The sequence below is a fragment of the Amycolatopsis sp. CFH S0740 genome, from assembly GCF_004522315.1.
Taxonomy (GTDB): Bacteria; Actinomycetota; Actinomycetes; order Mycobacteriales; family Pseudonocardiaceae; genus Amycolatopsis; species Amycolatopsis nivea.
In genome coordinates this window covers 179,230-197,718 of record NZ_SDLS01000002.1, presented here as the reverse complement: position 1 = coordinate 197,718, position 18,489 = coordinate 179,230, and the positions used below count along the sequence as shown (strand labels likewise).

Here is an 18,489-nt window from a genome sequence, read left to right as displayed (position 1 = left end):
TCCAGCGCGGTACGGGGGAGGGGGTCAGTCGGCCGGTTCGGCACCCAGCGCCTGGAGGAACGAACGCGCCCACCGGTCGACGTCGTGGGTGAGGACCTGGCGACGCATGGCGCGCATCCTGCGTCGGCCCTCGGCGGGGTCGAGCGTAATGGCAGCCTCCAACGCGTTCTTCACCCCGTCCAGATCGTGCGGGTTGACGAGGAAAGCGCTGGTCAGTTCGGCCGCGGCGCCGGCGAACTCGCTGAGCACCAGCGCGCCGCCGAGATCGGGGCGGCACGCGACGTACTCCTTGCAGACGAGATTCATCCCGTCGCGCAGCGGAGTCACCACCATGACGTCGGCCGCGGAGAAGAAGGCGGCCAGCTCGGTGCGGTTCACGGATTGGTGCAAATAGTGCACGACCGGGTGGCCGACGCGGGCGAACTCGCCGTTGATCCGGCCGACCATCTGCTCGATCTCGCCGCGCATCCGCTGGTAGTGCTCGACGCGTTCGCGGCTCGGGGTGGCCAGCTGCACGAACGTGACGTCGCCGGGTTCGAGACGGCCTTCGTGCAGCAGTTCGTGCAGGGCCTGCAGCCGCAGGTCGATGCCCTTGGTGTAGTCGAGCCGGTCGACGCCGAGCAGCACCGTCTTCGGGTTGCCGAGGTCGCGGCGGATCTGCTTGGTCCGCTCGACGACGCCCTTGCTGCGGGCGAGCGAGTCGAGGCCGGCCGCGTCGATGGAGATCGGGAACGCGCCGACGCGCACCGTGCGGTCGCCGACCTGCACCATGCCCGGCCGGGACCGCACGCCGACCGCGCCGCGGGTGGGTTCGAGGCCGACCAGCTGCCGGGCCAGCCACAGGAAGTTCTGCGCGCCGCCGGGCCGGTGGAAGCCGATCAGGTCCGCGCCGATCAGGCCGCGCACGATCTCCGCGCGCCACGGCAGCTGCATGAACAGCTCGACCGGCGGGAACGGGATGTGCAGGAAGAAGCCGATGCGCAGGTCGGGCCGCAGTTCGCGGAGCATCCGGGGCACCAGTTGCAGCTGGTAGTCCTGGATCCACACGGTCGCCCCCTGCGCGGCGACGGCGGCGCTGGCCTCGGCGAAGCGGCGGTTGACCTTCACGTAGCTGTCCCACCACGACCGGTCGAAGACCGGCCGTTCGACGACGTCGTGGTACAGCGGCCAGAGCGTGGCGTTGGAGAAGCCCTCGTAGTAGTCGCGGACCTCGGCCGAGCTGAGCGACACCGGGTGCAGGACGAGGCCGTCGTCGTCGAACTCGTCCACGTCGACGTCCGGCACGCCCGGCCAGCCGACCCACGCGCCCTTGCGGGAGCGCAGGAACGGTTCGAGTGCCGAAACGAGTCCGCCCGGGCTGGCGGTCCAGCGTTGTTCCCCGTCCGCGGTCCGTTCGAGGTCGACGGGCAGCCGGTTGGCCACCACGACGAAATCCGCGGACGGTCCGCTGTTCCGGTCGGCAATCGCGTCAGTCACTCCAGCTGCTCCCTCGTCCTCGGCGGGTCGCGGCCCCAAGAGAAACCCTAGCGCGCGAGGAGTGACCGGCCGGTGACCAACTGGTTACTCCAAACGCCGTTCGGTCGGTTCCATCGGCCCGGCGAGCCGGGGTCCGGAGAGCTTCCGCTCGAGCCTGCCGAGGCCGGTGCGGACCGGCTGGGCGAGGTATTCGCCCAGTACAACGCCCGCCGCGAGGGCGAGCCCGATGGCGACCGCGGTCATCAGGGTCGAGATGTTCCCGCCTGGCGAAACCGCTAATTGGTATAGACCACGATAGGTGGAGAGACCGGGCAGCAGCGGAGTGATCCCGGACACGGCGACCACGAGCGGAGTAACTTTCAGCCGCCGCGCCATCACGCCGCCGCAGAACCCGACGAGCGTCGCCGCGACCGCCGAAGCGCTCACCGCGTCGAGCGTCGCGATGATCAACGCGCCGTACACGAGCGCACCGATCGCACCCGCCGCGGCGGCGACGAGCATCGCGCGCAGCTTCGAGTACGACGCGAGCGCGAAGCAGGCGGCCGCGCCGGCCCCGCCGACGACGATGATCGGCAAGTGCTGCGCGGTCGAGGCGGGGACGTCGGGCAGCGGCGTGCGCGGCAGTTCGAGCATCACCGCGAGGCGCAGCGCGAGCACGACGCCCGCGATCAGCCCGGCACTCATCAACGCGGTTTCCATCGTGCGGCCGGACGCGGTGACGTAATAGCCGGTGATCCCGTCCTGCACCGCGGAAACCGTGGAGAGCCCGGACAGCAGCACGGTGACCGCCGCCGCGACCACCAGCGTCGGCCGGTCAGTGGTCAGGATGTTGCTGCTGACTATGACCATCGCCGACAGCGTCGCGAACAGCCCGCCGACCACCTGCTGGAAGAAGAACGGCAGGTTGACCTTGTTGAGCAGCCTGCCGATCCGGTCGACCGCGGCGGAGATGACCATCGCGACAAGCGCGATGTCGAGGCCCCCGCCGAGCAGCAGCGTGATGAACCCGGCCAGCCCGCCCCAGGCGGCGGTCGCGGTCCAGCGCGCGTACGGGTGCGGCGCGGAGGTGATCCGGTCCAGTTCGGTGACCGCTTCCTCCGCCCCGGTGTTGCCGCGGACGATCTGGCGCACGAGCGCCTCGGTCTCGGTCAGCCGGGTGTAGTCGAGACTGCGTGAACGGACCACTCGCAACGCGGTCACCGGCGCGAGGTCGGTCCCGCGGTGACAGGTGACGGTGATCGACGTGAAGATGACGTCGACCTCGCAGTGCGGCAGCCCGAGCGCGGAGGTGAGCGCGAGAATGGTCGCGGTGACGTCGGAAGCCCCGGCGCCGCTGGCCATCTGCACTTCGCCGATCCGCAGAGTGAGATCCAGGACGAAGTTGACGGTCGCGTCGTCCGGCGGCTTGGGACCGATCGCCTCCTCGGACTCGACCGCGGGCTGTTCGGCGGTCGGAGCCTCGAGAATGTGCCAAGCGCGCCGGCGCAGCAGATTCGGCCGATGCCGCTGGCTGGAGCGCGGGTGCGGAGGCTCGAGAATCGGCCACCGTCTGCGGGCGGCCCCCTGGCCGGCACGCTCGTTGATCTTCATGATCGATCCCCACCTCCTCGTTCGTTCCCGGGGACCATCGGCCGTACCGCCCCAGCTGTTGCAGTGGTGTCCGACACACCTGCCACCGATCGTGCCGCATGGGGTTGGATCTTGCCGATTTCCGGTGCTGACCTGGGAGTTAGGGCGGGTTGTCCGGGTGCGGCGGAAGCGGCCCGATATACTTTCGGCGCGCCCGTCGCCGGGTGCGTGCCGGTATAGCTCAGTTGGTAGAGCATCTGTCTTGTAAACAGAAGGTCAGGGGTTCGAACCCCCTTGCCGGCTCCAGGAAAAACAGGCTTTGAGCTGCTCAGTTAATGCAAGTCAGCATTAACTTGTTGCGGCAAGTACCGGGCATGCATCACGAACGTTCACATCGTTGCTCGCTGTGTCTGGCTGCGAGTCGGCCGGAAGGGGCTCGGCTGCCAAGTCCGCTTTGAGGGAAATTTGTCCATAGTGGACAGTTGCTCGTGCCGGCTGTGCTCCGTGTTGCTTCGGCTGGGGGCGGCCAATCTGTGCGGGCTGACGTGGAGTCCTGGCATCTGTGGACTGCGGGTCATGGGGAGTTGGCATGGAGGTGGCGGTGGGGGATCGCGCGCTCCACTCGGCAGTGCTCGGCCCGATCGTGTCCGGCTGGGGAGCTCGCAGGCACGAATTCATTGCTGGCCAGGCGACGGCGGAGCTTGTCGAGGGCGCGGTGCTGGGCCACTCGTACTGCGCCGGGGGTCGACGACAGCAACTCGGCGGTTTTCTCAGAGGTCATCTCGCCGATGATCCGGTGCACGAGGATGTCCTGTTGCGCGGCCGGCAACGTGTCCATTAGCGCTCGCAGCATGTCCTGCAGTTCTCCTTGCAGCAGGGCCTGCTCCGGCTCATTGTCGGAATCTGCTCGGTCCGGGATGTCGGCGACGGCGGTGGAGCGGTCGCGCTGCTGCTTGCGATGGAAGTCGGCCACCTTGTGTGAGGCGATGCCGAAGACGAAGGCGAGGAAGTGGCCTCCGGTATGCCGATACCGCGGAAGCGCGGTGAACACTGCGAGCAGTGTGTCCTGGGCGACGTCGTCGGCCGATGCGTAGCCCTGGCGCGAGGAGCTGATCCGCGCCCGGCAGTACCGGATGACCCTGGGCTGAATGGCCCCAAGCAGTGCGGCGGTCGCAGCCCGATCACCGTCGCCTGCGGCTTTGGCGATCGAATCAAGGTCGATGTCGGGCTCAGTGCGGAGAGTCATGACAGCGCCTCGCCCTCGGTTGCACGATCAATGATGTTGACGCGACTAACCTAACTCGCACGCATGTTCACAGTCAACAGGATATCTTCTGTCGTGTTACGCTAACGCTCGAAATATGGGGAGGTGGGCATGTCAGACGAGGGGACGGTGACCTCGGCGGAGATCGCCCGGTTGGCCAATGTGGGCCGGGCGGCAGTGAGCAACTGGCGGAAGCGGCACCCGGACTTCCCCGAACCGGTGATCGGGGCCGGTGGTGGTACGTCGTTCCGGCGGACCGAGGTGGAGCAATGGCTGCGCAAGCAGGGCAAGCTCGCTGACGCGACTGCGGCTGACGAGGTCTGGCGAGTGCTGGACGCGCAGCCGAATGCTCTGGACCTCGTCGCCGATGTCGCGGCCTATCTCGTGGGCCAGCCGGGAGCCGTGCCTCCGGTCGAGGTCCGCGATCTACTCGACGGCCTAGCTGGGAGCGAGCGCGCAGAGTTGGTCGAGTCACTCTGTTCCCGCGCGTTCGATCGTCAGCAACGTCAACACTTGGTGACGCCTTCGGGTCTGTCGCACTTGATGGTCGCGCTGGCATGTCCAGTCAACGGCACGGTGTTCGACCCCGCTTGCGGCCCCGGCAACCTCCTGCATGCGGTTCCGGACGGCAACGTTCTCGTCGGGCAGGAGGTGGACCCGACGCTGGCTCGGCTCGCCGGTGCACGCCTGCGCGCAGACGTCGCCGTCGGCGACGCATTGCGGGCCGATGCGTTTTCCGACCTGCGCGCTGACCTCGTCCTTTGCGACCCCCCTTTCGGTTACCGCGATTGGGGCCACGAAGACCTAGCCGTGGACCCGCGCTGGGAGTACGGCTTCCCGGTGAAGGGTGAACCTGAGCTCGCGTGGGTGCAGCACTGCCTGGCTCACGCGAAGCCCGGCGGGACGGTGGTGATCGCGCTGCCGGCCGGAGTCTCCGGCCGTCGGTCGGGCCGGGTCATCCGGCAAGCGCTACTTCGTCGCGGCGCGGTCCGGGCAGTGGTCGCGTTGCCGGCCGGAGCGTTGATGTCCACCGGGATTGCTGTGCATTTGTGGATCCTGCGCAACCCGTCCGAACAGCGCGCCAACCCTGTCCTGCTGGTCGACGCGAGCCATCATCAGCCCCCGCGCCGGGGCCTGGTCGACTGGCCCGCGCTGGAGGCCGCGGTCCTGAGCGCTTGGCAGGAGTTCCGGGATACCGGCGCGGTGACGGAAATTCCGGGCAGATGCCGGGTCGTCGAACCCATCGACCTGCTGGACGAGGACGTCGACCTAACTCCTGCGCGGCACCTTCCGCAGGCACCGGTCGAGCTCGACCTCGCCGCGGTCGCTGTGTCACGGTCACGGTTGTCGCAGCTGCTGGGCAACCTTGCCGAGCAGCTGCCGCCCGTGCGGAAAGCAACGCGCATGACCCGAGCGATGACAACTGTCGGCGACTTGGCCCGCGCTGGTGCTGTGACGCTCCTTCAGCAGACCGCGCCGCTGCGTACCAGCGAGTCTGGCAATGGTCCACGTCTCCTCACCGGCAGAGATGTCCTGACCGGCCAAGCTCCCGCCGAGCGTTGTGCTGATGCCGAGACGTCCGCAGTACTCCTCCGACCGGGCGATGTCGTCGTCCCTCTGCTGGCGGCCGGCGACGGTGCCGTTCGACCGTTGGTGATCGAAGAGGAAGGACTGGCGCTCGGTCCGAACCTGCAGCTCCTTCGCGTGGATCAAACCCGGATGGACGCGCATTTCCTGTGCGGCCACCTGCGCGGAATGAAGCCGCGAGCCGTGGCGTCGACGCTGTCGGGGGTTCATCGGACGGATGTCCGGCGGGTTGAGGTGCCGGTCCTTGACCTGGACCGGCAGCGCACTGTGGGCGATGCGTTTCGCCGGATCGCGGTGTTCCAGGCCGAGCTGAACGACGCAGTCGGCTTGGGGGCGGAGTTGGCAGCGCAGTTGATCGACGGACTTGCCGACGGGGGCGTGGAACCCGGGGAGTGAGACCTGCTCAGCTCGCCCTGCGCTGCGATCGCCCGGGGCTGGGCAGAAACGGGCTCGGGGGACCGCTCCACGACACTGCCAAAGCATCGCGCGCACGGGTGCAGGCCACGAACAACAGACAGCGCTCCTTGAGCAGATCGTTCTCATGCTGTCGCCGGTCAACCTCGGCGGGGGTGATCTCCTTGGCGAACGGTACCGCTTTCTCGTTGACACCGACGACCGCGACGCACCGGAACTCCAGCCCCTTCATGGCGTGCATGCTCGCCAGTCGCACGCCTTCGACGTCCGGGCCGGGTTGGTCCTTGACCCGCACCGAGGACACCCCCGCTCCCTTCAGCTGGTCGTGCACTTTGTCGAGTGTCAGGTTGAACCGTGCGCAGACCGCGATCTCGGATGGCTGCACTCCCTGGTCGAGCCAGCCGCGTACGTGCTCGACCACCCCGGCAGCTTCCTCCTGTGCAGACGAGTAACCCATGCTGATCGGCCGCTTGCCATGCAGCAGCGAGCGGTAGCCGGCGAGGTTGTCGGTACCTTCACCCCCGAGTTCCTCGACGGGCGTTCCATCGATCACGCTGGTGGCCCACGCAAGGATTTCCGCGGTGCTGCGGTAGTTGACGCGCAATCGGCTGCTGCGTCCGGCGACGGAGATGCCGACTGCGCGCAGCGATACGCGCGAATCGTAGATCCGCTGATGCGGGTCGCCGGTGACGAAGAGATCGTCCGGTCCGGACTTGACAGCGGCCCGTAGAGCCCGCCACTGCGCCGGGTGGAGATCCTGTGCTTCGTCCACGACGACATGGTCGAAGCGATGGGCCTCCGATTTGGCCAAAAATTCCGCTGCCTGGTCGCAGATCTGGAGATGAGTCGTGGTCCCCGCTGCGTCCAGTGCAGCCTGGAACGCTTCGACCGCAGGCCAGACTGTCGCTCGCTGGGCTGGGCGCAGGGACGCCCCGCGGCCGCGCCGGTCGGCCAGCAGGTAGTCCTTGGCCGTGCGTACCTGCTGCGCGAGCACGATGTGGCGGAACTCCTGCATCAGGAACTGTTCCGACCACGGCAATTGCTGGGCACGGATGATCCGTCGCCAGATCTGTCGTTCGTCGGCGTCGGTGATCGGGGACGGTCCGCGTCCCGAGACTTCCCGGACCACGCGGTTTGCGTACGAGTCGACGGTGGTCACCTGTACCCGTGCCAGCAGATCGTCGTCCTCGACCAGCAGCGCCAGATTCTCGCGGAGGCTTTTCGCGAGCGCGTTCGTGAAGGTGGTGAGCAGGATGCGGCTGTCGGCAGACCGAGACAGCAAGTGCTTGACCCGGTGCAGGGCCACCACGGTTTTGCCGGTGCCCGGGCCGCCGGTGACCTGGGCCGGACCGTTGAACGAGACCCGATAGGCCACGCGGCGCTGCGAAGGGTGCAGGAACACTCGCCATGCGGCGAATGGTTTCTCCAGGATTTCGGTGAGCTCGTCCGGGTTCGTGACAAGGGTGATCCGGCTACGGGTATTGATGATTGCCCGTGCCAGGCTGTCGTCGGCGTCATCAGCTTCGGCAGGGCGCCGTTCGGCCACGACGTCGCGGTAGACCTCTTCGGGAGTGAACCCTTCGGCGAGGAACTGCAGGACCTCGAACTGGTCTTCAGGAAAGAGCCCGCCGAACGCGTCCAGCTGCCCTTTGTCGGTGATCGCTCGGGCGGCTCGCAACACCTGGTCGTCGACGCCGAGATCGCGCAGCACGGTGTCGGAGTGTTTGGCGAACAGGAGGGTCGGTGACTGGCTCGCCGCCTGCTCCAGCGGTGGCGTGAGCTGCTCGATCGCGACGACGTTGCGGACCTCGACTGCCCTGGTGGCGGTGTTAACGGTGTACAGCCGTTTCGCGGCCCAGCCGTAGGCGTCATCGTGGGCGACGACGTTCAGCAGCAGGAAAATGTCGCTTCCGTCGTCGGGTGCCAGCACGACTCCGCGCCAGAATTTCGTGACACGGATGGTGCGCATACGGGGATCACGTGCGTTGTCGACCGACTCCAGGTGCAGACCTTTGTCCGCATGCAGCTCAGCGACAGTCAACTGCTGGAACTTCTGCATTGCTTTGCGGACGCCGGATTTGACCTGCCGGTCGAGGGTGTCGTAAGTGTCCCAGAAGGTCTGCGCGAATCCGAGCTGAGGCATGGTAGCGGATCATATCCCCGGTATCAGGAATCGGGACAGTGCGTGCATCGACCGGCGTAGTCCGGCCGGAGATTGGTCGAGATCCACTGCATGCTGATGGATGACGATGCCGGAACGTCGGACACGGTGCGTTTCCTGCGGTGCATTGCCTTTGGCGTAGAGGAGGTGACCGGAAGGAAGTCCCAGCGCGGTGCAGTAGGCGAGCATCTGGTAGAGGTCTGCGTCGGGAAAACCGGATGGCTTCTCGGCCTTGTACTTCGCATCGGCGACGGCGAGCGGGGTGCCGTCCTCGGCGTAGCGGACGAAATCCGGAATCATGCGGATCGCGCCCTTTTCGTCGAGGTGGACGGTCGCCTGCGAGGCGCAATAGCCGGGTTCCGATTTGAGTTCGTCCAACAGCATCGCGGTCACGAAATCCTCAAACACGCGCGCCATGTCGAAAAGAAATCCGCTAACTGTCACGTCACCTGGTGCGTTTTCCACCGAGTAGCCGTGGAGCACTATCTCGGCCAGCCGGAGGGCGGAGTGATAACGAGCGTTCAATCGGCTGGGCTGCCAGGAGGGTAGGGCGGAACCACGTGGGATCGGAGTGACTTCGGTCAATTGTGCCCGGAGCCGGAGCAGTCGTGTGCGGACCGCGTCGGGAATACCGCTTGGCATCCGCAGCAGGCGTTCGCCGGCGGTCCGGAGGAGCTGGTTTTCGGCGATGTCCTCGGTGAACTCATCATACGTCGTTTCCAGCGGCATGAGCCGTCCGTGATGACGGCGGGCTTGTTCGCACATTCGGACGCGTCCGCGCATGATCAGCGCGGTTTCGTCCACGCTGCGGTATCCCTTGATCAGGCCCTGGCGAAGTGCGGCGTCAGCTTGGCCTGCGAACAGTCGGGCGAGAGCGGGCATCAGCTCTTCGTCGGCGGCGACCTGGACATCCTCGTCCCGCCAGCCGCTGCCATTCCGGCGGAAACCGAGCAGGTAGAGCAGCCGGGCGATGGGCAGCTTGGGGGTGATGCGCAGTTCCAGCGAGCCGCCACCGGGCAGGTGCAGCGTGGCGACGCCGACCGTACCTTTGGCTCGGACTCGCCAGTGACCGGGCATGAATGGGTCCGGCGCTGCTTCGATGGCCCGCACGCTCGTCAGCGCGCGTCCTTCTTCATCGTCGAGCTCGATCGAGCGCTCAGGCCCGAACTCGACCAGCTCGACGGGGCTCATGACGTGATCGCCGAGCGCAGGGCCGCTAAACCGTAGCGTTTCTCGACGTCGATGCCTTCGCCGTAGTGGTGTTCTTCGAGCAGTGGCTGGATCTTTGTCCGCCAGGTGCGTTCCAGTCCGCCGTCGCGGTACACGCCAGGCTTCATCAGGTAGGAAGGACCGATCCGGAAGTCGGGATCGGCGATGCGGGCGTTGAGTGCGTCGAGCAGGTCTGCGGGTTCGGTGTCGCGGCCCTCACGCTTTAGCCATCGGCGCAGGAGTCCGCTCGTCGGTTCGGCGCGCGGCGACAGTTCGACGAACGCGAACCGGCGCCGCATCGCTGTGTCGACCAGCGCGATCGACCGGTCTGCGGTGTTCATGGTCCCGATGACGAACAGGTTGGGCGGCAGCGCGAAGTCGTTGCCGGAGTAGGTGAGCCGGACCGACCGGTTGCGGTACTCAAGCAGGAAGTACAGCTCGCCGAACACCTTGGCGAGGTTGGCGCGGTTGATCTCGTCGATCACCAGGAAATGCGGCACATGCCGATTGCCCTCGCTCGCCGCGAGGTCGGCGAGTTCGCGCAGCGGTCCGGCGGTGATCCGGAAGGCAACCTCGCGCGTCTTCGGATCTTCCTGGGGTCGGAAGCCTTCGAAGAAGTCCTCGTAGGCGTAGGACGGATGAAACTGTACGAGCTTCACCTGCTCGGGTCCGCTGCCGAAGAACTCGGCCAGTTTCAGTGCCAGGTAGGTCTTGCCCGTCCCGGGCGGTCCGTAGAAGATCAGCTGACGGTCGTCCCACAGGAGTTCGCGTACTTCGTTGAGCCAGCCGATGTCGTGGACCAGCGTGTCCTCGAGTAGCTTGTCCGTTGGTTCAGGCAGTTCCAGCTCGCGACGGGCGACGAGCGCGGCCATCTCCAGACTGGAATCGCCGCTCGCATCGTCGGCCTCCTCGGCAAGCTCTCGGTCGCTGCGCCCGAGTCCGGCGACCAGCCCCGCGACCGAGGTGAGGTCGACGACATCCTGCTGGATGGAGAGTTTCTGTTGCAGCTCCTCGGGAAGCTCGTCGTAAGGATAGCCGCCGCTCTGCCATTCCGCGGGCCGGCGAAGGTTCGAACGCCCGCCGTCTGACATGACTTGTACGGCGTCGCCGGTGATCTCCCCGACATAGACGAGGCCGTTGGAGATCGTGCAGATCGTGTCGCCCGGCTTCATCTTCGAGAGGAACGCGTGCAGGTCGTCGACGAGCCATTGCCGCTGGGAATACGTCAGCACCGACTCGTAATCCTCATCGACGACTGTACGGAGCTGATCCTTCGTCCAAGTTTCCCCGGTGACTCCGCGCAGGCGGGCTCCGGCGAGGCTGACCAGTTCGTCGGGCAGCCACAGTCGTTGGACGAGATCAAAACCGGTCACATTGGACCCGCGGATCAACCAGGTGCGCTGAGTTCCTTGTGACGGCGCGGAAATGAAATCGGAGAGCGGATGCCCCTCCGCGGACTTCCATTCGAGGAAGCCGTTGGCGCTCCGCCCGAGCAGGATCTCTGCGGCGGCCGATGGTGAGTTGCAGACGATGTCTTGGGTCGTTTCCAGGAATCCCGGCCAGCTTGTGGACTCGGTCATCCGGTGATCGTCGATGATCTGCTCGCGGAGTCGATGGGACGACGACATGTGGACTGAAAACGACGGCACCACGTCCGGCCGCGCGGGCGAGCCGGCCAGCACGACGAACTGCTGGCTTCCGTTGGAGCCCTTCTCCTCCAGCAACCGTCCGCGAGCGATGGGGCCACCACGTGGGTGCTGGAGCTGAAACTCGGGATAGGCCATCAGGACTCCTCGCCGGTTGCGGTGGCTGCGGGATGGCGGGGTCCGTGGCCGGCGGGGATGTCAGCGAGCGGTGACCAGCCGGTGCCGCCGTTCGTGATGGCGGCGGCCATGCGGTCGTAGGCGTCGAGAACGAGGCGCTTCGTACGGAACTCGCCGTGGTCGCGCTCCTCGTACTTGCGCACCACGAAGAACGAGTCCAGCACGTGCTCGGCCTCCTGCCGAGTGAGGCCGTATATGTGCATGAATGCGGCGTCGAGGTCGGCGCGCAGCAGCTCCCTGCGCGCAGGGTCCCAGCGGAACGGGGGGCCTTCGTCGCCCATCTCCTGTGCGTACGGCCGCAAGCGCCGCGAGGTGTAGGACAGCTCCAGCACGTACGGGATCACCCACTCTGCTAGCGATCGGGCCGGCTGCCACGGCACCAGCTCGTCGAAAGCGACAGGGGTCGGGCAGGAAAATTGCTTCATCACGTGGTACTGGATGTTTGTGCCGCTCAACTTTTGCCGAGCAACGTAGTCGAATATCAGCGATGACCATACGGCGTGAAGCAGGTAGCCATGCTCAGGTTTGTTTGGAAATGCGATTAGACACGAGTCCCCAGCTGCACCCATCGGCAAGACGGATGGAACGAAGGTCCGCGCGTCACTGCTTCGCGCGATCTTCCTCCAACTCAGCAGCCAGTCCCGGTCCCACCGCTTCTGACGCGCCGTTGGCACATCGTGCCCGGCAGGGTCGCCGCGGCCGGACAGTTTGCCGCGTTTCCCTCGGCCGTCCAAGGCGTCGGTGACCTCGTGGCGGGCCACCCAGTAACGGGCGAGCGGCTCCATATACGGGTCGTCGTGCTGGGCGGCCGTGGGACGGGGCAGCGCCCCGACGTTGAGCTGGGCCTGGGTGGCGTCGCGGTAGGTGGAGAAGCGGTGGTCGAAATGGCCGAGCATCTTCGCCTCGTACAGCGGGAGGAACTCATCGCCGCCTCGGTGATACGCCCAGCCGTCGAACTCCGCGTCGGCGAGTGCGTCAGGCTGCTGGAACAACCCGGAGTCGTTGGCCATGTGGAACAGTGTCCCGAATGACAGACCCCAGGGGTTCTGGTCGCCCGCATCTCGGATGAGGACGGGGTGCCGGCGGTAGGCACCAAGCGTGATCTCGGCGTCGGTGCGGGTGCGGAACATCGGCAGGGTGCCGGTGTTCGGGTTGATCGCCAGCACCTCGTCCGCACTGAGCTCGAACCGGCGCTCGGGGACGTCCTCGACGTATCGGGTGAGAAAGGCGAACCGTGTCGTGTCCGCTTGCCAGCGAGAGCCGCTCATCGCGGTGATTGCGAACCGAACGCGGTGATCAACACCAGCGAAGATCTTCGCCTCGTTCTCGAAGTCGTAGAAAGCGATCAACCGTTTGGCTTCGAGCGTGTCGGCGAAGAAGGGGGCGGTCGTCTTGTCGGTCGCGAGCCCGGTCGGCGTGATGACGCCCGCCGCGCCTTCGGGCCCGACGATCGCCCGGATCGTTTCGGCGAACACGCTGTAGGTGTTGATGTCGCCCTGACCAGTGAGCGGATAGCGGCCACTGTTGTGCAGCACGTGGCTGATGCCGTCGGAGGTGCGCAGCGTGTCGAGATAGGCAGCGTGGAGCGGCGCGTCGTCAACCGAGTCGGCCAGCTCGTCGATCATTACCCGGCGGATCGCGGCGGTTTTCGCCTTGACGATGTCGTCCCGGCCGTGCGCCTCGAAGAACTCCTTGTCCTGGATCTTCACCCGCTCCCAGGGCGGGTTGCCGACGACGCAGGAGAAGCCGCCTGCCCAGCCGGTATGTTCATCGACGCCGGCGCCGCCGGCGGGGACGGTGAAGATCTCGGGGAACGCCAGATGCCAGTGCAGGAACCGGTATTGCGTGCGCAGTCGGGTGATCTCGGCTCGGGTTGCCGCCGGCACGGAGTCGTCGTCGGGGTCCTGCAACGCGAGGAACACGTCCTGAGTGATGGCTTTCGGCGCGTCGAGAGTCTTGTGCCACAGGAACGCCGCGCACCAGGCGTCGGCCACCTCCCGTACGGTGCGGTAGTCGGGTGCCGCTTCCACCTCGGCATACCGCACTGCCTGTTTGCGGACGTCCGCCAGCTTGTCGGACGGTGCGGCCGCGATGGTCCGGAACTCATGCGCAAGGTCGGTGTTCACGACGCGGACCGTCGTGGTGACGTCGAACAGTGACATCTGCGCAGTGCGGGAGCGCTTCGCCAGATCGCGGGCAACTCCGGCGTCATCACCAATGATCGGTTTGAACGCGCTTTCCGGGATACCAGCGCGCAGCAGCGCCGGGGTCGCGCCGATGAGAGCGTTGCCGCACTTGACGTGGGCGTCCAGGAAGTCCAACGGCTTGCCGGGCTCCAGGGCCTCCAGCCACAGCGAAACCTTGGCCAGCTCGACGGCCATCGGATTCAGGTCTACCCCGTAGATACACCGGGCAATGACCTGGTGCAAGGCGTGCTGCACGGCGTCGACGGTCGGCTCGGGGTTGCGTTCCCGGACCGCTGCGACGTGTTTGGCGATGCGACGTGCGGCGGCGACGAGGAAGTGGCCCGATCCGCAGGCCGGGTCGCATACTGTGAGAGCCAGCAGTTCGTCCACAATAGACTCAGTCGGATCTGAATGACCGGACGCCGTAGCGGCCTGTTCGCCCCGCTTTACGGCGTCGTCGATGACCGGGTCCAGCGTGGTGTCCAGCAGCAACGCGATCAGTGACGCCGGCGTGTAGTAGGAGCCGGTGGTCTTGCGGGCGTTGCCGGCCAGCTCGACCAGCTTGAACTCTCGGTCCACCGCGCTGTGGTGCGGCACGAGTTCCAGCAACGACTCGTAGATCGAGCCGAGTTCTTCAGCACCGAGATGGCGGTAGTCCACCGATCGCCACCGCCGAGAGCCGACATCGCGTACCTGTGCGAGATGGCGCACCGCCGTCAGGAGCGCGGCGTTCGACAGCGAGAGGCCGCGCAGCGGTGCGTCGGCCTCGGTATCGTCGAAGATGCCGCCGAGGCCGGGCAAGCCGAGTTCGGGCCGGCCATCGACATCGCCGAGCGCATCGAGCACGATTCGCAACGCTCGGTAGAGGTCGTCGTGCGCGGTGCCTTTGCGTCGCCGGGCATGAGCGCGGAGCTTGGCGGTCGAAAAGTAGCGCGCGTAGCGTTCGCGCGCCTGGTCGCTGGCGTCGGGATGGTGCAGGGCATCGCGGTCTTCGGCGACGAAGACGAACAGCAAACGATAGACCAGCCGCAGCAACGCATTGTGCAGCGCGCCGACGTCGATGTTCTCTCGCAGCACTGAGTTCGCGGGATGTTTGAGGAACCCGGTGCCGAGCGTGGTGATCGCGTTCTGGACACCGATCCGCAGGCTGTCGAGCGCGCGGGTGCCCGACGCGATGGCGTCTGTCCGCCACTTCTCCAGCCAGCACGTCGACGGTGCCGCCTCCTGGTCGACCGCGAACCGCGTGACGTGCAGCAGTCGGTACAGCAGGACGAATTCGCTGAACAGCTCGCCGTCGAAGATCGCTTCCAAGTCGAACTCGACGTAGGAGGCGGTCGCCAGGGCGCTGGAGTCGCGCAGCAGCCGCAGCTGGCGGCCGTTGGTGACGACGCCCCACAGATGTGCGTCCGTACGGTTCAGCAACTCCTGGACCAGCGATTGCGCCGGAACAGTGCCCGCGCCGCCGGGTCGCTTGTCCAGCAGGACATTCCACGGTGCCAGGTGGATCGGTACATGGTTCCAGCGATGGCTGACGTCGAACGTCTTGGTGCCGTCATCGGACGCGATTCCGGTGGCACCGAGCCGGGTCAGCTCGCCAAATCCGAGCTCGTCGAACAGGGGCAGCAGCCACCCCGAAACCGCCAAGCCGGTGTGGTCGGCCGGCGTGTCCGGATCGGCGGCGGCCGGGAGCTGGGACCGCAGCTCGGACCAGAGCGACTTGAGATAGTCCCAATGGCGTTCCGCGTCGTCGCGTACCGACCGTGAACCGACGACGCGGTAGTCGGCAGGGAGCGAACCGGCGACGTCCTTGCCCTCGGAGATGCGGACCAGCATGTCTGCGGGCAGAAGACCGCCGATCGTCTGGACCGCGGTGAAGACTTGGTTGCGGGCTGCGCTGGACATCAGGCGGTTCCTCCAGAGACCGGCAGGTAGACATAGGCACCGAGAATGTCGGCCGGCTTCTGTGCGGCCACGGTCACGCCGCGGACGATCTCCGCAGCTGCGCGGCGGGCGCTGCGGTGGGATTCCAGCAGCTGGGCGGCGAGTTCGTCGCCGTACTTGTCCAGGTGCGGCTTCGTTTCGTCGAGCGCGTCGAGAACCCGCGCCATTGTGCGGACCGCGAATTCGCGATCGGTGTTTTCGTCCGCGGCGATATCGGCCAACGCCAAGGCGTCTGCGGGATCGAGCCAAATAGCCTTGGCAGGCGAGCCCTGGAACGCGACCAGCCGGGCGTCCTCGGCGACCGACTGTCGTTCGCCAGCCCGGGAAGGCAGGGTCAGGTGGAACCGATAGCGCACGAGCAGCAGCGTGGTCCGCGTTTCGACCGCCTTCGTGCGGATCACCCCGCATCGGCGCGCCGGGCGTCGCCCAGCGGTCTGATCGTCGAGCGCGGCGTTGAGCACGTAACCGGCGATAGCCCCCACGACGGGGTCCGTGCGCACCAACGCGGCTTCGCCTCGGGCTACCGCGGACGTGGTGCGGAACGGCACGGGGCGGCCGGTTTCGACGGCGTCGCCTCCGACGACCGGGGCGAGTGCGTCCCGCAGGCCGACCGGAGTTCCGCTCAGGTCGGCGGTAAAGCCGTTTTCATCGGTGCGCAGCACCGCCTCTAGCGAGGCGAGCGCTTGCCGGGTGAACTCGCGGACTTCTTCAGCGCGGCCCAAGGTCTCGCGGATGGATAGGACTTCCTTGGCCACCTCGTCCGGACGGATAGTACGCTGCGCAAATCGCGAACGGGACGCCTTTTCCCGCTCTGCCGCCGATTTCCAGTCCGCTTCCAGCTGCCCGGTCATCTCTTTGATCGTCTCGACGTCGAACAAACTCGCCTGCTCTGGGCGTTCGTTGCGCATCAACAGCCACTCGACCACCGCGTTCGTGACCGCCGAGGACGATTCGTCCGGCACGGAAACGGAGATGCCCAAGTCCTTGCGGATCTGGCGGTGTTTCTTGATCAGAACTTCGAGAACCTTGCCGTCGATGCCGTTGTCGCTGCCGTAAAGAGTGATGACCTTGACCGTGTCGCGCTTCTGCCCAAACCGGTCCACACGGCCTTCGCGCTGGTCGTGCCGGGTCGGGTTCCACGCCAGGTCGTAATGCACCACGGCATCGAAATGATGCTGAAGGTTGACGCCTTCGGACAAGCAGTCGGTGGCGACCAGGACGCGCCGGGCTGCCGGATCCTCGCCAGCCAGATCGGCTAGCTCTTCGATCCGCTGCAGCCGCTGCTGCGGCGACAACGTGCCAGTGACGGCGCGCACGACGGTCTTGCGACCGAGCTTGCCGTCCAGCTGCTCCGCGACGTACTCGGCAGTCGGAATGTATCGGCAGAAGACGATCGGGTGATAGCCGTCGGCCAAGAGCGCCTTGAGGTGCTTGACCAAGGTCGCCAGCTTGCGGTCCTCGCCGGGGCTTTCGAGTTTTGCTGCCCGCTCGGCAAGCTCGGCGAGGCGGGCACTGGCGTCTTCAGTTTCGGCACCGGGCGCGACGTCGAGTCCTTCCAGCGCGTCAGCGTCGCCCGAGTCCCGGGTGAGTGGTGCGCCCAGCCGATCCGCCTCTTCGGCGGTCCCGGCAGCGGCAGTGGCCGAGCGGGTGCGCAGGGTCTGTGCGGCCGCGCGCGGCGAGGAAACCAGCGACCGCAGCAGCGCGATCGCCGACCACCAGGCGATCCGGGCTTCCCGCTTGCCCCGGTCGCCGGCGGCGTTCACCCGGTCGCTCGCGTAGCCGATCGCGTCGTCCAAGAGCGCTCGGTAGGCCGGTGAGAGCTGGTAGGTTTCGTCTTTGAAAAAGCGGTCGGCGGGGAATTTCGTGTCCTCACGCAGATTGTCGTTCGCCAAGCCGTCTTCGGTGGTGAGGAACTGGCGGACATCGGCTCGTTTGCGCTGCACGAAGTGGGCGGCCAGCAAACGTCGTCCGGCGTCGGAGTCCATCTGGACGTGGGCGAGCTCAGGCCGGAGAAGGCCGAGAAGTGCGCGGAACGAGGCCTCCTTACCACTGTGCGGCGTAGCGGTGACCAGCAGCAGGTGCCGGTCTTCGTCGGCCGCGACCTTGTGCAGCAGCTCGTAGCGGAGCTGGTTCTGCGTGGATGCGCTCTCCTCGGCGGCGACGCAGGTGTGCGCCTCGTCGACGATGACCAGGTCCGGGCAGTGCCGCACGAAGTCGTCCCGGTGCCGGGTCGACTTGATGAAATCGGTCGAGACGATCACGTTCGAATACTTGTCGAACAGCGACTGGCCCAGATCGAGCCCCCGCTCCAACCTGGACACAGTGGACGCGAGCACAAGCTCCGCGTCAATGCCGAACTTGGCGCGCAGTTCCTCTTGCCACTGCTCGGCGAGAGCGGGCGAACACAAGACAGCGAGGCGCTCGGCAGTTCCCTGCGCCAGCAGCTCGCTCGCGATCAGACCGGCCTCCACGGTCTTGCCGATCCCGACATCGTCGGAGATGAGCAGCCGGACCACGCGCTGCCGCAGCGCCATCATCAGCGGAACCAGCTGGTAGGCCCGGGGTTCGACCGCGATCCCGGCGAGCGAACGGAACGGCCCGGCCCCGGAACGAAAGCCGATCCGCAGCGCTGAACGCAGCAGACCGGCCGCATGATCATCGCCGAGATCGTCCGGAACCGGAGGCCGGAACTCGGCGCTGCGGACTTCTTCGAATGCCGGGAACACCGCTGCGACGTCGTCGTCTGCGCCGCCCAACGGGCGCAGCACGAGCATGTCTTCGGCACTTTCAGGAAGAACCACCCAGTCTCGGCCCCGGGCGGACACGAGCGAACCAGCGGTGTAGGTCGTCATCAGTGTC

At 66.5% G+C, this 18,489-nt stretch carries 9 protein-coding genes and 1 tRNA gene; 2 read left to right on the top strand and 8 right to left on the bottom strand.

Annotated elements, in window-relative coordinates; translation table 11 throughout:
- Positions 1–24 precede the first annotated feature (24 nt).
- A complete protein-coding gene (locus EIZ45_RS04185; RefSeq protein ID WP_037808125.1) occupies positions 25–1,476 on the bottom strand; it encodes a trehalose-6-phosphate synthase in 1,452 nt (483 codons plus the stop codon).
- A gap of 84 nt (positions 1,477–1,560) precedes the next feature.
- Complete coding sequence (locus EIZ45_RS04180; RefSeq protein ID WP_134661950.1) at positions 1,561–3,066, bottom strand: threonine/serine exporter ThrE family protein; 1,506 nt, start codon at positions 3,064–3,066, stop codon at positions 1,561–1,563.
- A gap of 209 nt (positions 3,067–3,275) precedes the next feature.
- Here EIZ45_RS04180 and EIZ45_RS04175 point away from each other — a divergent pair.
- Positions 3,276–3,351: transfer RNA gene (locus EIZ45_RS04175), tRNA-Thr, on the top strand.
- Between the two features lie 268 nt (positions 3,352–3,619).
- On the opposite strand, the gene shbA is transcribed toward EIZ45_RS04175, so the two are convergent.
- Positions 3,620–4,291, bottom strand: a complete 672-nt coding sequence (gene shbA, locus EIZ45_RS04170; protein ID WP_134661949.1) for an RNA polymerase sigma factor ShbA — start codon at positions 4,289–4,291, stop codon at positions 3,620–3,622.
- A 279-nt stretch (positions 4,292–4,570) separates the two neighbouring features.
- Here shbA and EIZ45_RS04165 point away from each other — a divergent pair, with 279 nt between their 5' ends.
- Positions 4,571–6,292 (top strand): class I SAM-dependent DNA methyltransferase, encoded by a 1,722-nt coding sequence (locus EIZ45_RS04165; RefSeq protein ID WP_370318114.1) that lies wholly within the window; start codon positions 4,571–4,573, stop codon positions 6,290–6,292.
- Positions 6,293–6,299: 7 nt separating this feature from the next.
- Here EIZ45_RS04165 and EIZ45_RS04160 read toward each other — a convergent pair whose 3' ends face one another.
- From EIZ45_RS04160 to EIZ45_RS04140, 5 genes are all read right to left on the bottom strand, one after another.
- A complete protein-coding gene (locus EIZ45_RS04160; RefSeq protein WP_240690552.1) occupies positions 6,300–8,351 on the bottom strand; it encodes a UvrD-helicase domain-containing protein in 2,052 nt (683 codons plus the stop codon).
- Between the two features lie 111 nt (positions 8,352–8,462).
- Positions 8,463–9,662, bottom strand: a complete 1,200-nt coding sequence (locus EIZ45_RS04155) for an McrC family protein (RefSeq protein WP_134661946.1) — start codon at positions 9,660–9,662, stop codon at positions 8,463–8,465.
- Positions 9,659–11,464 (bottom strand): DUF4357 domain-containing protein, encoded by a 1,806-nt coding sequence (locus EIZ45_RS04150; RefSeq protein WP_134661945.1) that lies wholly within the window; start codon positions 11,462–11,464, stop codon positions 9,659–9,661. Before EIZ45_RS04150 ends, EIZ45_RS04155 begins: the two co-directional genes overlap by 4 nt.
- Entirely contained in the window at positions 11,464–15,591 is a 4,128-nt protein-coding gene (locus EIZ45_RS04145; RefSeq protein ID WP_134661944.1) for a DNA methyltransferase, read from the bottom strand. The genes EIZ45_RS04150 and EIZ45_RS04145 overlap by 1 nt, the downstream gene beginning before the upstream one ends.
- A complete protein-coding gene (locus EIZ45_RS04140) occupies positions 15,591–18,482 on the bottom strand; it encodes a DEAD/DEAH box helicase (RefSeq protein WP_240690551.1) in 2,892 nt (963 codons plus the stop codon). Before EIZ45_RS04140 ends, EIZ45_RS04145 begins: the two co-directional genes overlap by 1 nt.
- Positions 18,483–18,489 lie beyond the last annotated feature (7 nt).